This is a genomic window from Stenotrophomonas sp. NY11291 (assembly GCF_023277365.1).
Classification (GTDB): Bacteria; Pseudomonadota; Gammaproteobacteria; order Xanthomonadales; family Xanthomonadaceae; genus Stenotrophomonas; species Stenotrophomonas geniculata.
On the sequence record NZ_CP096975.1, the window covers coordinates 3,851,787 to 3,868,966 of the forward strand.

The 17,180-nt window shown below is 62.5% G+C and carries 19 protein-coding genes; 4 read left to right on the forward strand and 15 right to left on the reverse strand.

Annotated elements, in window-relative coordinates; all coding sequences use genetic code 11:
- Nucleotides 1-2: 2 nt before the first annotated feature.
- The 12 genes from M1L61_RS17980 to M1L61_RS18035 form a co-directional block, all read right to left on the reverse strand.
- Entirely contained in the window at nt 3-695 is a 693-nt protein-coding gene (locus M1L61_RS17980; RefSeq protein ID WP_125277445.1) for a PFL_4703 family integrating conjugative element protein, read from the reverse strand.
- Nucleotides 692-1,102: a TIGR03750 family conjugal transfer protein gene (locus M1L61_RS17985; RefSeq protein WP_125277444.1), complete on the reverse strand. Its 411-nt coding sequence runs from the start codon at nt 1,100-1,102 to the stop codon at nt 692-694. The genes M1L61_RS17980 and M1L61_RS17985 overlap by 4 nt, the downstream gene beginning before the upstream one ends.
- 13 nt (nt 1,103-1,115) lie before the next feature.
- Entirely contained in the window at nt 1,116-1,475 is a 360-nt protein-coding gene (locus M1L61_RS17990) for a TIGR03745 family integrating conjugative element membrane protein (protein WP_125277443.1), read from the reverse strand.
- A gap of 16 nt (nt 1,476-1,491) precedes the next feature.
- Nucleotides 1,492-1,725: a TIGR03758 family integrating conjugative element protein gene (locus M1L61_RS17995; protein WP_022579861.1), complete on the reverse strand. Its 234-nt coding sequence runs from the start codon at nt 1,723-1,725 to the stop codon at nt 1,492-1,494.
- Nucleotides 1,722-2,105 carry an RAQPRD family integrative conjugative element protein gene (locus tag M1L61_RS18000; RefSeq protein ID WP_125277442.1) on the reverse strand — a complete coding sequence of 128 codons (384 nt, stop codon included), beginning with the start codon at nt 2,103-2,105 and terminating at the stop codon, nt 1,722-1,724. The genes M1L61_RS17995 and M1L61_RS18000 overlap by 4 nt, the downstream gene beginning before the upstream one ends.
- A gap of 98 nt (nt 2,106-2,203) precedes the next feature.
- Nucleotides 2,204-2,953, reverse strand: a complete 750-nt coding sequence (locus M1L61_RS18005; RefSeq protein ID WP_125277441.1) for a TIGR03747 family integrating conjugative element membrane protein — start codon at nt 2,951-2,953, stop codon at nt 2,204-2,206.
- Nucleotides 2,950-5,133 carry a type IV conjugative transfer system coupling protein TraD gene (gene traD, locus M1L61_RS18010; protein ID WP_125277440.1) on the reverse strand — a complete coding sequence of 728 codons (2,184 nt, stop codon included), beginning with the start codon at nt 5,131-5,133 and terminating at the stop codon, nt 2,950-2,952. The genes M1L61_RS18005 and traD overlap by 4 nt, the downstream gene beginning before the upstream one ends.
- A 4-nt stretch (nt 5,134-5,137) precedes the next feature.
- Nucleotides 5,138-5,686: an integrating conjugative element protein gene (locus M1L61_RS18015; RefSeq protein WP_125277439.1), complete on the reverse strand. Its 549-nt coding sequence runs from the start codon at nt 5,684-5,686 to the stop codon at nt 5,138-5,140.
- Nucleotides 5,683-6,288, reverse strand: coding sequence for a transglycosylase SLT domain-containing protein (locus tag M1L61_RS18020; protein ID WP_125277438.1), 606 nt, complete (start codon nt 6,286-6,288; stop codon nt 5,683-5,685). The genes M1L61_RS18015 and M1L61_RS18020 overlap by 4 nt, the downstream gene beginning before the upstream one ends.
- Nucleotides 6,270-7,007, reverse strand: coding sequence for a TIGR03759 family integrating conjugative element protein (locus M1L61_RS18025; RefSeq protein WP_125277437.1), 738 nt, complete (start codon nt 7,005-7,007; stop codon nt 6,270-6,272). Before M1L61_RS18025 ends, M1L61_RS18020 begins: the two co-directional genes overlap by 19 nt.
- Before the next feature lie 14 nt (nt 7,008-7,021).
- A complete protein-coding gene (locus M1L61_RS18030) occupies nt 7,022-7,663 on the reverse strand; it encodes a hypothetical protein (RefSeq protein ID WP_125277436.1) in 642 nt (213 codons plus the stop codon).
- The gene (locus M1L61_RS18035) at nt 7,660-8,238 is read right to left on the reverse strand and encodes a PilL N-terminal domain-containing protein (RefSeq protein ID WP_125277435.1); all 579 of its coding nucleotides are present in this window, start codon (nt 8,236-8,238) and stop codon (nt 7,660-7,662) included. Before M1L61_RS18035 ends, M1L61_RS18030 begins: the two co-directional genes overlap by 4 nt.
- 321 nt (nt 8,239-8,559) lie before the next feature.
- On the opposite strand from M1L61_RS18035, the gene M1L61_RS18040 reads away from it, so the two are divergent.
- Both M1L61_RS18040 and M1L61_RS18045 read left to right on the forward strand, forming a co-directional pair.
- Nucleotides 8,560-9,189, forward strand: a complete 630-nt coding sequence (locus M1L61_RS18040) for a hypothetical protein (RefSeq protein WP_125277434.1) — start codon at nt 8,560-8,562, stop codon at nt 9,187-9,189.
- 14 nt (nt 9,190-9,203) lie between these two features.
- Nucleotides 9,204-10,094: a hypothetical protein gene (locus tag M1L61_RS18045; protein ID WP_248853877.1), complete on the forward strand. Its 891-nt coding sequence runs from the start codon at nt 9,204-9,206 to the stop codon at nt 10,092-10,094.
- A 115-nt stretch (nt 10,095-10,209) separates the two neighbouring features.
- Here the strand turns inward: M1L61_RS18045 and M1L61_RS18050 are convergent, their stop codons facing one another.
- On the reverse strand, nt 10,210-11,178 hold the full coding sequence (locus tag M1L61_RS18050; RefSeq protein WP_248854793.1) for an IS5 family transposase: 969 nt from the start codon (nt 11,176-11,178) through the stop codon (nt 10,210-10,212).
- An 83-nt stretch (nt 11,179-11,261) separates the two neighbouring features.
- Here M1L61_RS18050 and M1L61_RS18055 point away from each other — a divergent pair, with 83 nt between their 5' ends.
- Together M1L61_RS18055 and M1L61_RS18060 are read left to right on the forward strand one after the other, a co-directional pair.
- Nucleotides 11,262-12,326, forward strand: coding sequence for a hypothetical protein (locus M1L61_RS18055; RefSeq protein ID WP_248853878.1), 1,065 nt, complete (start codon nt 11,262-11,264; stop codon nt 12,324-12,326).
- Nucleotides 12,327-12,331: 5 nt separating this feature from the next.
- Nucleotides 12,332-14,296 (forward strand): hypothetical protein, encoded by a 1,965-nt coding sequence (locus tag M1L61_RS18060; RefSeq protein ID WP_180729979.1) that lies wholly within the window; start codon nt 12,332-12,334, stop codon nt 14,294-14,296.
- Nucleotides 14,297-14,433: 137 nt separating this feature from the next.
- Here M1L61_RS18060 and M1L61_RS18065 read toward each other — a convergent pair whose 3' ends face one another.
- Both M1L61_RS18065 and M1L61_RS18070 read right to left on the reverse strand, forming a co-directional pair.
- Nucleotides 14,434-16,713 (reverse strand): helicase-related protein, encoded by a 2,280-nt coding sequence (locus M1L61_RS18065; RefSeq protein ID WP_125277432.1) that lies wholly within the window; start codon nt 16,711-16,713, stop codon nt 14,434-14,436.
- Nucleotides 16,714-16,848: 135 nt separating this feature from the next.
- The gene (locus M1L61_RS18070) at nt 16,849-17,154 is read right to left on the reverse strand and encodes a hypothetical protein (protein ID WP_125277431.1); all 306 of its coding nucleotides are present in this window, start codon (nt 17,152-17,154) and stop codon (nt 16,849-16,851) included.
- Nucleotides 17,155-17,180: the final 26 nt, after the last annotated feature.

Genomic DNA, 17,180 nt, shown 5'->3' on the forward strand with positions numbered 1-17,180 from the left:
CTTCATGGGGAATTACCTCCTTGAGGCGCTTGCGGCGTCAGGCCACCAGGCACCGGGCGCGTCGGCTCCGGTGCGCTGATGCGCTGGGGCGTGCCCTCGTAGCAGTCGATCACCAGGCCGAACGGGTTGCGTGCGGGATCGACGTCCACCCGCGCGACCTTCACGGGGTAGCGCACCAGGGCGCGCTTGACCTGCTCGGCGCCGTAGTACTCGTCGGCGCTGATGTCCAATGTCACCACCCAGTCGCGGTCGGAGATCACACGCACGCGCGCCGTGGGGTTGTCGCCATAACTGCGGCCGGGGATTTCGTAGATGCCACGCACACGCTGGCGCAGTTCGCCGGTGCTGCGGCGGTAGTCGTAGTCCGCCTTGAGGAATGCCTGGCAGGACGGGGTGAGGTATGGCGAGAGCGTGTGGAGGTTGCGCGGGTAGTCTTCTTCGCCATTTGTGGGCCAGCGATTGAGGGTCTGGAACACGTAGAACGTGAACGCATAGATCGACTCGGGCGGCACCTCCCACCACTTGCGGGTACTGCCGGAGCGCAGGTCAGGCGGGACGTGGATGGTCAGGTCGCGCGGCGCGCTCCACCAACCGCCGCCCATGACCAGGGCGACGATGACCAGCGCACCCGCGCCGAGGCGCAGCGTCTTGATGTGCGCCTGCAGGTGGGTGATCTCGTTCTTGAAACGGCTCATCGTGCGCCCCCATGCCTGCCCCTGCGGGTGGTCCAGAAACCGGAGCGCGAGATCAGCACATGGCCGCCCACCCAACCGGCCATCAGCGGATGGCGCGTGGCAATCCGCCATTGCAACTGCCGGTACAGCCAGGTGTCGGGACGCCCACGCTTGAGGCGGCGCAGGATGCCGCCGCCGATGAAAACGCCCAGCGCCACGCCCAGGACAACAAAGGTCGGCGCGATGGCAATCGTGCGGAACACCCAGGACAGCGGCGCGCCGACCACCAGGCCGGCAGCGCCGGACAGGCCGCAGCAAATCCACAACTCGTCGGCGGTGAGGCCGCGCACGACCACCGGGTGCCTGTTGAGCCGGTGTGGAAGGAACGTGACCGTCCCATCGGCACGGACATGCTGTTGCTCGGACATGGCCCGTCCTCGCTTACAGGATGCCGGTGGCTTCGGTGAGCAGCCAGATGCCGATCACGAGCAGGACGGCGCCGATGGCGACCGTGAGGCCGAACTGGCCCCAGGTCTTGCGCCCGGTGTGGATTTCCGCGTAGGTGCCGTAGGCGTGATAGCACACGCCAATGAACATCGACGCCACCACCAGCAGAGCCACGAGCATGATGATGTCGTAGCCGTAGTTCCTGATCGTTTCCATGATGCCGCTGCCAGCGCCGCGGGTTGGGTTTTCCAACTGCGGCAGCCCTTGCGCGAACGACAGCGCGGGCAGCGCGGCGGCACCCAGGGCGACGGCGGCGCGTTGGACAAAACGAGTAGTGAGGATGCGGTTTTGCATGGTCAATCCCTTCAGGTCAGGAGAGGAGGAAGAAAGTCAGCACGAGGTACATCGCGACGAAGCGGATGCAGACGCCGAGGAACTGGCGCTGGTTGAGGCGGTTCTCGGCCCACCCCACGTAGGCCGTTCGGATGGCCCAGACGCCCCAGACGAGCAGAACCGCGAACACGACGCCGACCAGGACGGTCGCCATTGCGGACGGCGCGATGCCGCTGTTGGCTTGAAATGCCGAGACCTGGGCACCGTTCATGGCCTGCCCTGCACAGTCGTCGGCAGCGATGGCGGGACGGCCCGCTCGGTGCGGTACTCGCCGGCCAGTTCGGAAAGGTCGCGCGGCTGGGCGCGCGACGGGTTGAGATGGGCCTGGATACCAGCGCGCACACGGGCCAGATCAGTCAGCAGTCGTGGGTAATCGAAGTGGTAGCGCTCGCCCGGCTGGATGGCGGTTTGCACGGAGCTGTCCTTGACGGTGCGCTCCAGCGCATCGAGCTGGCGCAGCGCAGCAACCAGCTCCTGACGCTGCGCCGGGGACTCGGCCAACGCCATCGAAGACTGCCCCATCAGCAGGGCCGTCACGAGAAAAGTGGGCACGCCGCGATGCGCGGCGCGCAGCCAGATCGGAGCCAACATCGCGCCATTCCTGTGTGATCAGCAATGGCTTGATCGTGGCGATCAGAGACGTATCAGGCCGCAAACAATAAGAACCTGCGGATGACCGGATTGATGGCCTAGAGGTACTTCTTGAAGCTCCCTGCAGTCAGGCTCACGGCCAGTCCCAGCAAGCCGGCGCTGGGCAGCAGGATCAGGAGCGGATGCACCGAGATCGGTAGCGCCAGGTACGTCACCCAAGGCAGTACGGCCAGCGGCATCAGACTGGCTTTCGCTCGGTGGTAGATAAAGCCGGACTCGCGGCCCGCGCCGAACCGGCGCACATCCCGCCTCACCAGTCCGTCGATCAAACCGACAAATGCCGCCGTGAAGATCAGCGGAAGCGTGAGCGCCAGGACCAACAGACGCACCAAAAAAGTGAGCGTGGTGAAGGCGGCAGCGATCAGGTAGCTTTCGGCCCAAACATAGACTTGGCTGATGAAGTAGCGGAAGTTTCGTGTCTGCCCCTGACTGGGCGCGCGGGCGCGCTCGGCGGTCTGGCTCATGCGCTCCAACAGCCCCGATCGCACGAACACCCATTCGTAGCCGGTGTCCACCAGCTCGTGCGCCGTTCGCCCCGGCTCCTGCACGACCACGCTGCGCGTGAAATGCTTGGACAGGTGCCCCAGCTCGTACTGCAACATTTGCTGGGAGTGCTGCCAGCCCTGGTCTTTCCAGAACAGGTGCATGCCGATGCACTCCATCAGGATCGAGAACAGCAGCGAGCCGACCAGTACCCCGAGCAGCCGGAACGGCAAGGTGATGGTGCCGACGGTCAAGCCCTGGCGGCGGTTCTGCTCGCGCTGCGCAGTCGAGGCGGCATCGCTCATGGCGCGGCCTCTTCGCTGGCCGTGTCGCCCGTGTCGGTGATGGGTGTGGCGATGGCCGCCTCATCGATCAAGTCGTCCGGCAAGGCCGCGTCCTGCAAGACCGGGGAGCTGGTGAACTCCCACCATTGCGTGGCCTCGCTGTAGCTTTGGCGCATGTGCCCTGCCAGTTGCTGCAAGTCCGCCGGCATCACTTCATCCGGGTCTGGCGCCGGCAACGGCATGCGCACCTTCCAAAGCTGGCCGCCCTGCAGCAGCGCGAAGCACTGGCCTTTGGGCAGGCCGACGATGTGCGATGGCTCGATCATCGGCACGCTGGACATGCTGATGCGGTCCTGGGTGTTTGACGTAAAGTCTGTCGCTCCACGAATATCGGAGCTGTCGGTCGCGCCGCTGACGATGGTGGTCGTATAGACCTCGACCTTCGGCAACTGCCGGGTCAGCAATTCAGCGGTAGCCGTCTCGCGCACGCGCAGCATGAACAGGTTGTTGAAGTTGCCGATCACCTGACCGGCCTTCGCGCGGTTGCCGATGCGGGCTTCGATGTCCGAGAGCGTCTGTGTGTACGCGGTAACTTGTAGGCCAGCGCCGCCGCCCTTGTTGATCAGCGGAATGAACTCGTCGCCCATCAACTCGTTGAACTCATCGGCGTGGACGTTGATCGGCACGCGCGTGCCAGCCGATGCGCCCGGCAGACCGTCGTCGATCCCGTGCTTGTAGATGTGGCCGGCGACCGAAACCAGGTCGGAGAACATGGAATTGCCGACCGCCGCGGCGACCTCGGCGTCGGACAGCGCGTCCAGGCCGACATAGACCACGGCGCGCTTTCGGATGACCTGCATCCAATCGAAGATCGGACGCGGGTCGGCCAGGTCGGAGTAGTTCGGGGCCAGAAGCTGGGCGATCTTGCCGCTGGTGAGCTTCTCCAGCAGGGGCAGCAGCGATGCGACGATCTTGTCGAAGTAGGTCTTGTCGTAGCGCACTGCCGAGCGCAGGCCGTCGAGCACCGGGTCATAGTTGCGCGCCTGCGAGAGGTACTGCTCCAGCGCCACCACGCGCTTTTCGCGCCCGATCATGTTGCGCGGGATGTTCTTTTCGTTGAGCTTGGCCTCGATCTGGACGATCACCTCCCAGGCCTTGGGCTCGGTCTTGGCGAAGTAGTGCTGGGCGTACTCGATGAACAGCGCATCGATGTTGATCACATGGCGCTGGATCAGCATGTAGTCCGGGCGCTGCCCCAGTTCCACCAGGGCGCGGGCGATGATGTTGACGAAGCGCCACGCAAACTCGCGAAATGCCGCGCTGTTGCCTTCCCCGGAGAGCTGCCCTGCAACACGGGTGGCCACCTCGCTGATGCGCCCAAAGCGGCCCACGGCGTTGTAGCGCGCGGAAATGTCCGGCCAGCCCAAATGGAAGACATAGAACTCGCCCTCGCGGCCCGCACGCTTGGCCTCGACGTACACCCGCTTCAAGAGATCGGCGTCGCCCTTGGGATCGATGACGATGACGACCTCGTGCTCGCCGTCGGCGTTCTTGCGCCGAATGTCCTGGGTCACGAACAACTCGGCCAACCGCGTCTTGCCCACGCGCGTGGTGCCCAGCACCAGCGAATGCCCGACGCGCTCACCCAGCGGCAGGCTGACGTCCACCTCATCGGGTTCGATGCCGTGCAGGCGCGGCAGGCCGCCCACAGGCGGCAGCGGGCGCACCGGGTTGAAAGGCACATCCCAGCCCGTGAGCGCGGGCAGCCGGGACAGCGGGAACGGCGCGAACTCCAGCCGTTCCTCCAGCCTGCGTGCCAGCCGGTAGGCCGGCGTTGGCTCGACGTAGCGGCGAAATTCCGGTCGGTACGTCTGCATGAGCCTATGGGTGTGTTTCTGCTCCCACAGAAACCCGCGCCCCACGAACAGACGCTGCTGGCTGACCGGCACGTCCTTGCTGGTCATCACGTAGCGCGGCAAGCGGCGAATGTTGCGCCGGTAGCGCAGGATGACGCGGGCATCGCGGTAGCGGATGGCACCGTAGGCGCAGAACGCCAGCGCACTGCCGACGCCCATGGCGGGGCTCAGCGCGAGCGACCACGGTGCCACCAAGGACAGAAACGCGGCGCCTGCACACGCCGCGACGGTATAGAACTCCACCGCTGGGCGCAGCAGAACCTCGACCGGCTGTTTCCCCGACATGGCTTCATTGCTCGATGCCGGTGGCTGTGATCAGCACCGGGTAATGGCGCAGACCCAGGCGCTCGGCCAGGTCGTCACCGACCACAGGCGCAAGGGGCACGCCCGGCACCAGGGCGCGCAGCCGTGCCAGGCCCTGCACGGTCTCGACGTTAACCACCAGGCCCACCGCGCCGCGCTCGCGCAGGGATGTTGCCTGGCGGCGCAGCCAGGCTTGGGACGCCTCGTCGTCGCCGACGACCACGAAAGGCCGCAGGCCCGGTGCCTCGATCACCCGCCGCGCGACGGTGCCAAGCGTGAGCTTGGCACTGCGCACCGGCAACATCGCGGCCTCGTCCATGGGCGTGGCGGGCACCGGGAGCATCGGGATAGGCTGTCGGGCCGGAGCATCGGCGCGCGGCTGAAGGTTCAGAGCCTCGTAGTACGGCAGCGCCGATGTGCCGCCACGGTCTTCGACCACGATCAGCGGCTCGCCGGCGCTCGAGGCCAGTGGCAGAGCCGCCAGCAGCAAGAGCAGGCCCTTCAGCGTGAGGTTGGCCAGAGGGGGCTTCGTCATGGGGATGTCTCCTGGTGCGCGGCGAGGGCCGCGGCGGTTGGGTGCGTGCCCTGCACACGGGCAAGGTGGCGCGACACGCTGCGCCGGTAACGTGCGGCAGGTTCTCCGCCCGCAGGGCGGTGGTAGCGACCGATTGCCAGTAACCAGTCCTCGCCAGTGGTGTGCTGCTCCTTCAGAATTTCAGCGGCGAGGGCGAGGTTGCGGTATGGGTCGAGCAAGTCGCACGGGCTGACATAGCGCTGCTGGTGGTAGCCGAGGTTGATCTGACCCAGGCCCGCGTCGATGCGCGTGTGCGGCGTGGCGCGCATCGCCTGCTGCAAACCGGCGCAAGCGTCGGCGCGTGTGGCGTAACGACGCGACTGGCCAGCGACGTTGAGCGACCACGGCCATGGGACGATGCGCCCGTTGCGGCGGATGCCGCTCTCCTGCAAGGCCACGGCGTAGAGCACCGTCGAGGGGATGCCTGCGCGCTGGGCGGCGAGTTGGTAGGCCGGTGGCGGAACCTCTTGGGCATGGGCGGCGCAGGCGTACAGGCCAGCAGCGAGCACCAGTGCGCGTAAGCACTGCGAAACGGAGGTGGCCGCTATGGCTGGCGTTGCCATTGGCCGTTCACCTCGCGCACGACTGCTGGAAGGTCGCCGGGCAAGCTCAGCGACAGCCACCGCCCGCCATCATGGTTGAGCGTGATGCCACCGCTGCGCACGCGCGCCGGATCGACGTTCGCACGCTTGGCCCAGTCGCGGATACGTGTGTCGTCTTGGCGGCTGCCAACCATGTACAGGTCGAACTCGGTGCCGGAGGATTGCAGGCGCTGCACAAGCTGCCCGCAGGCCGCGCAGCCGTCCTTGACGAACACTGCTGTGCGGCCTGAACCGCGCAAGGGGTTGGCGCTTGTGCCGGCGCCGGGTTTTTCGTCAGGCAGGCTCACCCGCTGCATGCCGGGATTTAGGCGCTGCCAGGCCTCGTCGTAGGCACGCTGGTAGGCGAGCAGCTTCTCGACACGGCGCGCCTCGATCTGCACCTGCAGTTCGGCGTAGCGGCGCCGTTCCTCGTCGGTGCGCGCCTCGATGCCCAGGGCGGACAGTGGGTCCAGGTTGGGCGAGTAGATGCCCAACGGCCCGTCCATCAGTTCGCGATAACGCGCCCACTCCTGCGGTTGCAGGCCCCAGTTGCTTGCCACACGGTCGTCCAGGGTGCGGGCGATCAGCGAGCGCTCCTGACTTTGTGCATTGCGGGCGGGAGCCGTGGCCGGCTGCTGCGCCCAGGTGGGCAACTGGGCAGACGCGAGCAGAAGCGCGGAAAGGATGATGGCTGGCTTCATGTCGTGTCCTCAGCTCAAGGGATCGCCACGCGACGGGTCTGGTCGCCGGCCTGAAACACGGCGGAGTTGCCCTCGACCGCCTGAAAGCGCCATGGGCCGAGCGAATCGCCGGGCAGCAGCACCTCAAGCTGGTCGGGCGTGTAAGACCCGGCGCTCGGCGCAACGGACAGGCTGCGTTGACCAGCGCGAAGCTCGGCACCGACGATGCGAAATGGCAGTGGCGGCGGTTCTGGTTTGGCGGTGGGCCTGCTCGGTGAGCGCGGCTGAGCGGGTGCTGCTGCGCGCGCAACGGTCTGGCGCGTCTTGATTTGCTCGACCTCGGTGCGCAGCGCCTGAAGGTCGTCAGCAGCGGCATAGCCGCTCAGCGTTTTCTCGAACTGGGCAGCGCGTGCTTCCAGGAGTTCGCGGGTGTCTTTGAGGTCTGCCGCCGTTGCGACGGCTGGACGCTGCTGGATGGCATCAATGGTCTCGGCCAGGCCCATCGCCTGCGCTTCGAGACGTTGCAGGCGGGTATCAAGCTGATTCTGGTCGGCCTGCTCGTTCACCGCCTGGTAGCCGAGAGCGACGAAAACGCTGAGGCCGATCAGCCAGAGCCACATCAGGCTCTGCAACACCACGGCGGTGATCGGGCGACGGGGAGACTGCGCGGCATTCATGGCTGGCCTCCCGAAACCGAAGGCATCAGCGGAAACGTCTGCACCGCCTCGGCAACAGGCGGCTCGTGTGCGTGCTCGGCGGTCGCGCTGCCTCCAGCCTGCTCAAAGCAAATCTGCCGTGCCCGGTCATTCGCATGCAGTTCCCAGGCCGGGCCAGCCAGGGTGAGCAGCGCATCGCGCAAGGTCATGGGGCCAAGATGCAGGTGCGCCGCCGGCAGCGGGAGCGCATACAACTCGCTCACGGCGCGGGACGTCTCGCAAAGCTGGTAGCCGCTGCGTTTGAGCACATGCCGCAGGCCATCGCCCACCGTGGTGCGGGCGTCCTCGGGCATGGACACGTCGATGGTCTGCAACAGCAAGTCACGCTGCGCCGCCGTGGGTGCCAGCTCGACCAGCGTGTAGCGGCCATAGCGCACGACGGGAATGAACTCGAGTGCCTCGGGTTCGGGAACGGAGGCGACTTCTTCTATGGCGTCTGGCACCAGCGGCGCGGTCGTGGTCGTGCAGCCGCTGGCCAGCGCTGCAGCCAGGAGACCAGCGCCGACCAGACACCGTGATACAGGGATTGCGGGCATGGCATCGGCTCTTCTGTTGCGATGCCGATACCTTGGCGGCGCGTCGCTGCGCGGTCAGCCAGGAATGCGAACTGGGTGGTGCCCGCTTTTCTGTCTTGGGGTAGTGCCGGGGGTGGCAATACGAAAGCGGAGACCGTCTCTATCTGTCATTCCTCGCCAACTTACTTTGGGTTACATTGCCCGAGCATGTGCCTTTATTGGCCTTGCCTGCAAGGAATCGATCTGGATCAGGATATGCCCACAGGATCACTGCTCGCATGCTGTTGTGGGTCGATGGAATTTGGCGACTACCAAATTAGGTTCTAGGAGAAACAAAGCGGCATGACGATTCGGTCACCTCATCGCGATGCACTGCGAATTTTGTTCGTCTTAAGAGCAGGAGGCAGCCCTGTCGAACCACCGACGGCTGAGCATGCTCTCGTCTTCAAAGGCGAAGCACGTCTACAAGCTTTCGATTTTTGGATGCGAAATCCAGACTATCTTGCGGCGGAGTTGCTTGATTTGTTCGCAGAGACAAAGGACAAGAGCTACTACAAAGCAGCGCAGGTGATCTTGGACGACGAGGAGCCTGACCTCCGCCGTGTTCCTATGGTTCGGTACTTCTTTGGTGCCTATGAGCGGCTGGATGATGCCCTCTCGCTGCTAAGGTCCCGGGATCTGATTCGCATCACTGGCACCAAGGGAGCCAAAAACAAGGTCTTGGAGACAGATTTCGTTCTTACGAAGTCCGGCTATGACGTCTGCTCGACCGCAGTGTCGCAGGAGCCCATTCTTCAATGGTATGCGGATAGGGCTGCATTGGTAGCCAAGATCGCGGGTCCTATGGGTGGGACAGCTTTGAAACAAAAACAGTATCAGCGCGCGAGCTACGCAGAAACCAAGTTGGGCGGAGTTATCCCGGCCATCACCGAAGATGTACGAGTTCGCCTGATACAGCTGAAATCCGTGTAACGATGGGGAGAAATATGGCAAAACCCAAGGAAGAATGGCTGCGCGCGATAGCAAATCGAGCAGAAGTGGAGACTGCCGCAGTTGAGGGCGTCCTTTCCGCTCACCGAATTCAACCATCACCTGTACTTGCCCAGCCTCGCAGACTTGTTCTGCGAGAGATCGAGTTTTCTGGCGAGAAAGATGGCATCGCGAATGCTGGCCCTTTCGCGTTTTCCTGGACGGCCCTTGATCACGGTCTGTGGGCCATGCTTTCTGAGCATAACCTACGGGGCAAATCAACCATCATCGAAATTGTTCGATGGATGATAAGAGGAAGACCATCAAGCAACTTGCAAGACGATGTGCGACGATGGGTTCATGCCGTGAGGCTGGGATTCCTCCTTGATTCAGACGAATACGAGATCGTTGCCAGAACTCAGGGTGAGCCTATCGGCAGCCTGTACCGTATTCGTGCGCCCAGCCCTAGCGGAGGCAAACCGGGGAAAACCGTTCTTGCCGACTTTGCTACCGATGGCGAGTTCGAAGCAGTCATGGCAGATTTCTTCATGCGCACGTTCGCGATGGATCCGATATCGACTTGGCGACAGGGAAAAGAAGACGAAGGTCAATCGGTAACACATAGCTGGGTATCCTTTTCAGGCGCCATGTTCATCGGCACTAACTACGAGGTACTCCTTGGCGACATGCCCGTCACCACTGGCCTCACATCGCGGTTAATGCAGATGTACCTCGGCGTTCCGTGGGTTTCAACACTCGCTGCTGCGAAGACCGCGCACCAGATCGTTGAGCAAGCTGTTCAAGTTTTTGCGAGAAAAAATGAACAGGGGCATGAGGCAAGCAAAGAGCGCATTGCAAGCATTAGCGCCCAACTGGCAGAGAAACGTGCCGACCTAGGGAAGGTCTGATCAAAGCGCTCTGATACTTGGATTTCAGCGTCAAGGCGCCAAGTCGACCTCGATATGATCGATTTTGCGCCGTTTCTGAGGCTTTTCGACGGGTTTCCCCGTCCAACAGACGGATTTACCCCGTCGGCAGCAACAGACGTCGCCGCGCCATCCACAGATTCGACAGCGCGAACAGCGTCAACACCTGCGCCGTGTTCTTCGCCAACCCGCGATAGCGCACCTTGGTGTAACCGAACTGCCGCTTCACCACTCGGAACGGATGCTCCACCTTCGCCCGCAGGCTGGCCTTGAAGTGCTCCCAGCGCTCGGCATACTTGCGCTCGCGCTTGTTCTTCAGCGCTCGCAACTTCGAGGGCTTCTCCGCGATCCAGAACGCAGCCTCCACGTCTTGCAGCTCCTCGCGCTTGTCCGCGCCGGTGTAGCCGCTGTCGCCGCAGATCGTATCTTCCTTGCCGTGCAGCAGCTTGTGCACCTGCGTCACGTCATTCACGTTCGCCGCCGTGCACTCCACGTGGTGCACCAGGCCCGACTCCTCGTCCACGCCAATGTGCGCCTTCATCCCGAAGTGCCACTGGTTGCCCTTCTTCGTCTGGTGCATCTCCGGGTCGCGCTTGCCGTCCCTGTTCTTGGTAGAGCTCGGTGCCGCAATGATCGTCGCATCGACGATCGTGCCGGCCTTCAGGCTCTGGCCCTTGCGCGCCAGGTGCGCGTTCACGCGCTCCAGGAGCTGCGGCGCCAGATCATGCGTCTCCAGCAGCCGGCGGAAGTTGAGGATCGTGGTCTCGTCCGGGATGTTGTCCAGCCCGCTCAGGCGGGCAAAGCGGCGCATCACCGGCATCTCGTACAGCGCCTCTTCCATGCCCGGGTCGCTCAGCGCGTACCACTGCTGCAGAAAGTGGATGCGCAGCATCGTCGCCAGCGGGTACGGTTGCCGGCCACGCTGGCCCATCTTCGGGTAGTGCGGTGCGATCAGCGCCAGCAATGCGTTCCACGGCACCACCTGCTCCATCTCCGCCAGGAAGATCTCGCGTCGCGTCTTCTTCCGCTTGCCCGTGTGTTCCGCGTCCCCAAAGCTCAGCTGCATCGTCGTCATCCGTCGAACCTTGCGCTATTGTCGCCGAGGAATTGTTCAGAGCATCCCTAGCGAAGATTCCAAGCGATGAGGCCTTGCGCAACGCCATTGATGCGGATGCGGCCGAGCTAGCTGATATTCGTCGCCAAGAACGAGCCATGGTCGAACATGCGGAACGCGCCGTTGCCGCGCTCCGAGAACTCACGGCCATTCATCAGGAGGATCGGCGGGACCTTCAGACACACATGGATGCCATGTCCGCAATGGCAGTGTTTCGTCGTCTGGAACCCAAGTGTTGCCCTCGTTGCGACCACACGATCTCCAAGGTGAAGAAGGAACTTGAAAGTTCCAACCACTCATGCTCTGTTTGCGGTGAGTCGATCACGAGCTCCGAAGATGGCGAGACGATCAAGGCTGAGCTGCAGGAGCGGGTTGCGGAATCTGATTCCGCAGTAGCGCGCGCCTCGACCAAAAAAGAAGAAGTGGAGGCTGACTTAGCCACCCTTCGAGAAAAAATTGACATCTTGCAAAGTCGTCTTGAATCAGCTTCTAAAGAGCTAGGTTCCGCAGTGCGACGGCAAGAGGTCGCAATAGCCGTAGCTGCTCTGGAAGGTCGGCTGGCGGAGGCCTCAATAAGCCCAGTTGCACAAGCTGACAACCGAAGCGACGAACTGAAAATTCTGTCTGCTGTCGTGGCGGAAACAGAGGCTCGGGTTAAGGCCGTGAGAGATGGTTTGCTCACCGATGTTTCTGCACGCCTGGTTGAATACGCCAAGGCCTTCGGAATGGAGAACTTGTTGGAGGCGTCACTGAAGGGAAACGCAGCTCTATCTTTGGTCAAAGGAGGAGTGCCCACGAGCTACAGCAAGGTAACGGAAGGCGAGAAGTTACGTCTGAAGGTGGCGACCGTTCTTGCGATGATTGAAATCTCTGAAGCGCGGGGTATTGGTCGGCACCCGGGATTGCTCATGATTGATTCGCCCGCTGCTCAAGAAGTATCCCCTGTCGACGTCGATCACCTTATTGCGGGGCTTCAGGAAGTTTTTACCAAGCTGCCGCATTTTCAAGTGTTTGTTGCCGGTATCTCGTCCAAGGCTATAACCGATCACATACCGGAGACGAATCGCCGTGAGGTTGCCGGCAATGCGTTCCTGTGGTGACCAACATGCATCCGATTGAAGCAGAACTTATAGAGGCCGTGAAGAGCGGGCGGGACTGGCAGTTGGAAGATCTTGGCGGGATCACGAAGCTTGCGTCGGCAGCACGATCGCTCGGTAGCACGCCCATGATGCCCGAACTGCTTCACCCGCTTGTGTTGGGGTGGAACGATGCAAAAACAGCAGATCGGGACGTGTACAAAGGCGTCCTGCACGATCTATTGGAGGTCGCAACAACAGATTTCGTACTCCTTGAAGCGGTCGATATCCTAGAACATCATCGCCCGCTGCCGGACGACGGAGATGAGTGTTGCTTCATGCTCTTCCTTGCAAAGGCCGCAACCGGCGACCATTCGCTCTCTGGGCTATCGCGCGGCGCGGCGCTTGATGGCGCGTTTCGCTGGGCCGGAGACAACAGGCGCTGGCAACTTCGCTTACTGGACTTCTTCCTCGGTCTTGCGCCAAGCGACGATACAGAGTTCCTGCGGCGGGCCGCCAAGATTGTCGGTGTCGCTTTTTCGCACTGGCGTGACAAGGAGTTGGTCGAGGTTTTGCACAAACTCGCCCAACTCGAAGCGGTCCGGCCCGAGGCAGCATTCGAGTTGGGAATGGCGGCTCTTGCTGAAGCCATGGATAGAGGGGACAGCAACGCGGCAGTCACGGCATTCCGTGACGCCAGAGACTGGTTTGGAGAGTCCGACGGAGTGTCTGATCACCATCCTGAAGCCAGCTTGTACCTCGATGGCCTCGACCTACTCCTGAGCTTCCACAGCGGGGCCGCAAGCGCATCGATCAGTGTCGTAAGCACTCGCGTTCAGCAGCATGCGTTCGAGCTCCACGCCTGGTCCGGAGGTTCCGGCCCTCCGTGGCTGGGGGCGAGGCAGACCGAAGCGGTGTGTTGGAGTGTGTTGGCCAGTGCTGTTGCGGGACTGGCAGGCGCACTTGACGAACCGAGTTGGTGGGAACCGGCTGTTGTCATCGAGGAAGGTCTCCTGTCGGTGTACAGCGCAAGTCGATCGATCTTGCGTCGAGATCAGCACGGTGGCGTCGAAGCGATGGTCAGGCCTCGAATACGTGCAAGTGTCGCCACTCGGGCCGGACAGGTGCATCAAGTTCGCATGTGGCTCCAGCAAAACGCGACCCATGAATGGATTGCGGAAGCGCAGGATCTGATTGCACAGATTGATGCCTTCGTTGAACAGTCAGGCGGTCGGGAAAACCCTCCTGAGGCGGCGAATGAACGGGCCCGGCTCGCCGCCATCATCGCAGGGTCCAGCATTCCAGAAGAACAGAGGAATGTCCTTCTGGGTGTAGTCGCGAACGCCATATCTCTGCAACTTTCCAACATGACAAGTGCCGAAGCCGATGTCATAGAGCGCTGCTGTAACGAAGTTCGTGGGCACTCCGACTACAGCGCGAACACGAACGGGGCACGTCTCTTCGATACCGTGCTTCTCTGGTTGGTTCGTTTTATTTTCAATCGTCTGGAATTGACTAAGGGCGATGACCCAACTGGCGCCTATCTCTTCGAACGCGATGATGGTTCACTGCCTCACGAGGATGAACTACAGCAGGACTTTTTTCGCTGGGTGGCAACGTATGCAGCAGGGAGCGACCTTGAACCGACAAACATTGCGAGTGGCAGAGCCGATATACGTCTGAAGTCTGGCCCAGAACGTCTCGTTGTCGAGGTGAAACGTGAGGAAAAGGACTGTTCTTTCGATGCGCTTTTTAAGTCATATGCAGCACAAACGGCGGACTACCAGAACGTCAGCATCCGATTAGGCGTACTGTTGGTGCTCGACTTGGCGACACCCAACCGCGAAGGCACCCCGCATTTGACGAGTTTATTTGAGGCTCGCCGCGTTCATCGCTCAGGCGAGGATCAGTCGCGGTTTATCCTAATTGTCAAGATTCCCGGTCGGCGCAAGAGACCAAGCGATCTTACAAAGCTTGCCAGAACCAGCCGGTAGCAGTTGCTCTGCGCTTGTTGGCGTTCATGGAACTTGTTGGGATAAGAAAAAGCACAGCCATGTCCACGTAAGCGTGGGCATGGCTGCAAGGTGGAAATGAGTGAGCCGGCGGCGCTAGGCCGACGATGGCGTGGAAATCAGGCGGTGACCAACTGCCGGGCCAGTGCGACCTCGACGGAATCACCGTCCTGGTTCAGAACATCCAGCCCCGATTCGGGCACATCGCCCGAGGTGGACTGCGAGACCATGATCTTCTTGGCCATCAGTTCCAGGCAGGTCATCTGCGAGGAACCGGCGTAGCCGAGGTAGATCACGCACACGGGCTGTTTCTGCCCAATGCGCCAGGAGCGGCGTGCTGCCTGTTGGAGCGAGTACACGTTGTAGCCACTTTGCATGAACACAATCGTCGGGAACTCCAGCAGGTCCAGCCCCGTCTTGACCAGCTCGGGATTGGTGACGAGCACGTCGATGCCCCGGTCCAGTTGCTCGGCGATCCAGTCCTCGCGGCGGCTGGCATCCACGCTTGCGCGCAGTACCGCCACCTTGAATCCTTCCTGCTCCAGCAGCCCCTTCAGGCGCGACGTGGTGTCGCGCGTGCCGGTATAGACCGTGTAGGCCAGAACCTTGCGGCCCTGTGTCTTCTCCTGCTTGCAGATGTCGATCAGCTCACGCTCCTTGGGGCTGATCTCGAACTCATTGAACTGAGCCGGGACAAACGCCAAGGTGTTGCGCGTGCGCGGATGCACCACGGTCTCCGACCGGAAGCAGCAATCCGGCCAGGCCAATAGCACGTTGAGCACCACACCCAGCAAGGTCGTGTCGCGTCGCGCCAGAGCCTGTTTCAGCTCTGCGGTCAGCCGACCCGCCAGATCGCGGTAGGCCGCAGCTTGCGCCACGTCCATCTGGACTTCACGAAACTCCTCGTCATACGGCGGCAGGACGTTGCCGCCGATGTCCTTGAGCTTGAGGAAAATCGTGAACGGCAGGATGCAGCGCAAGACGCCTTTCGGGCCGAAGCCGGGAGCCTTGACCGTGCGCACCGATACCTTGGTGCCATTGGCTGTCTTGTGCGCCGTGCCGGTGCTCTCGGAATAGATGTCCTTGAGGACGCCGTGATCGCGCATGAACGCCATCGCAGCCGAGGTCATGCTGCCGCTCGTGGTCGGGCGGTAGCCGTCTTCGATCATCCGTCCAGGCAGCGCCCGGAACAGCAGGTAGAACAGATCATCGCCATAGCCGCCCATCAGCGTGCCGGTCAGCAGCAAGGTCTTGCGAGCCTTCGCCGCCAGCACGCCCATGGCCTGGCCCTGGGCACTGCCACCGTTCTTGTACTCGTGCGCCTCGTCGGCGATGAGCAGGTCGAACGTGCCTTGCGGCAGGTAGCGCTTGATGAACTCGGACGGTTGGTAGCCGCCTTCGCCAAAGCCAAACTCCATGTTGGCCATCGCACGTTCCATGCGCGTGGCCTGACGGTCGGAAAACACCAGCTCGCCGTTGCCATCCATGAGGTTGATGAACTCATGGATGTTGTCGCCCAGCATCGAGGCCAGGAAGCCGTCACCGAACTTCTGCATCAGCTTCTGCGCGGTGACCTCCCCGATGGTCGGGATGCGCTTCAAGGCTTTGAGGACGACCGAGGACTGGTCACTGCCGGACAGGCTGCGCGGGCGGATCAGCGTCCACAGGGGCGCGGCGCAGTGGCTGCACTTCCTGCGGGACTCCTCGGCTTCGAGCGAGATCGGGTTGACCGGCTCGCCGTCGAGGTCGGTGATGAGCGTGCCGCAGTCCGGGCAGGCTGCCACGTCGCCGTGGCGGGTGCGCCGCTGGGTGAAGACCGGCTTCCAGTGGAACCCCATCCGCATCCTGACGCGGCCCAGGATGAAAAACTCCTGGCCCGTGGGCTGCACACCCAACTGCTCGCGCAGCTTGATGAGCTTGACCAGCGTGTCCGGGCCATTGAGCACCCAGACCTTGGCGCCGGCCACCGTCTCCTGGATCTCGCGCCGCCACTTGTAAACCAGGTGGGGTGGCGAAAGCACCAGGGTGCGGCGGTAGCCTTCGGCGTTGAGCACGGCGGCCGTGGCGATGCCGACGGTCGTCTTGCCGCAGCCCATTTCACCGTTGACGATCGCAGCGCGCTCGCCTTGATCGACCAGCAGCTCGGCGGCGGCATGGACAACGTCGGCCTGGGCCTGGAACAACTTGCGCTTGAGGCTGGCGACGACGAGTTGTCGCTGCGCCTGTGCTTGACCGGCATAGACCGGCGGGTTGGCGCGGTTGAGAGAGTCGAGCAGTTCGTCGCCGAACTCGCCGACAAAATCCTGAAGGCTCAGGGTGAGAGGGTTGGATTCCGCTTCGAGCAGTTCGTCCTGTACGGGCGCTGAATCGTTGGCGGTGGTGTCGAGATCGAGGGACATGGTGATGCTCCAAAGAAAAATGGGACATGCACCACCCCAGCGGGGCGATGGCATGCCCCGTGATGGGAAGATAGACGGCGAACCGTCGGTGGTTGGACAGTGCAGGCGCTCGCGGCCTACGGTGACAACTCGCGGTCAGTACTCGGACGGCAGCACGATGCGGGTCGCTCTGCGATCTGCTTCGGTGAAGATGCGGATGCTCAGGTCACGGGTGACGACGTAAAACGAATCGAGGCGTTCGCCAGACTCCAACGCAGCGTTGTTCTGTTGCCATTGGTTATCTGCGACGTCGCCCCAGTCGCCACGCATGTGGCGTTCGAAAAGCGGCATGGGATCGAGCCGGCCTTCGTTCATCAGGCGTTCGACGCCTTCGCTGAACTCCAGTGCACCGATCTCGAACAGCCGTTTGCGGCGGTGCTTGTCATGTTGGTTGGATGTCATGTGGCTTCCTTCTGAGTGAAGGGGCT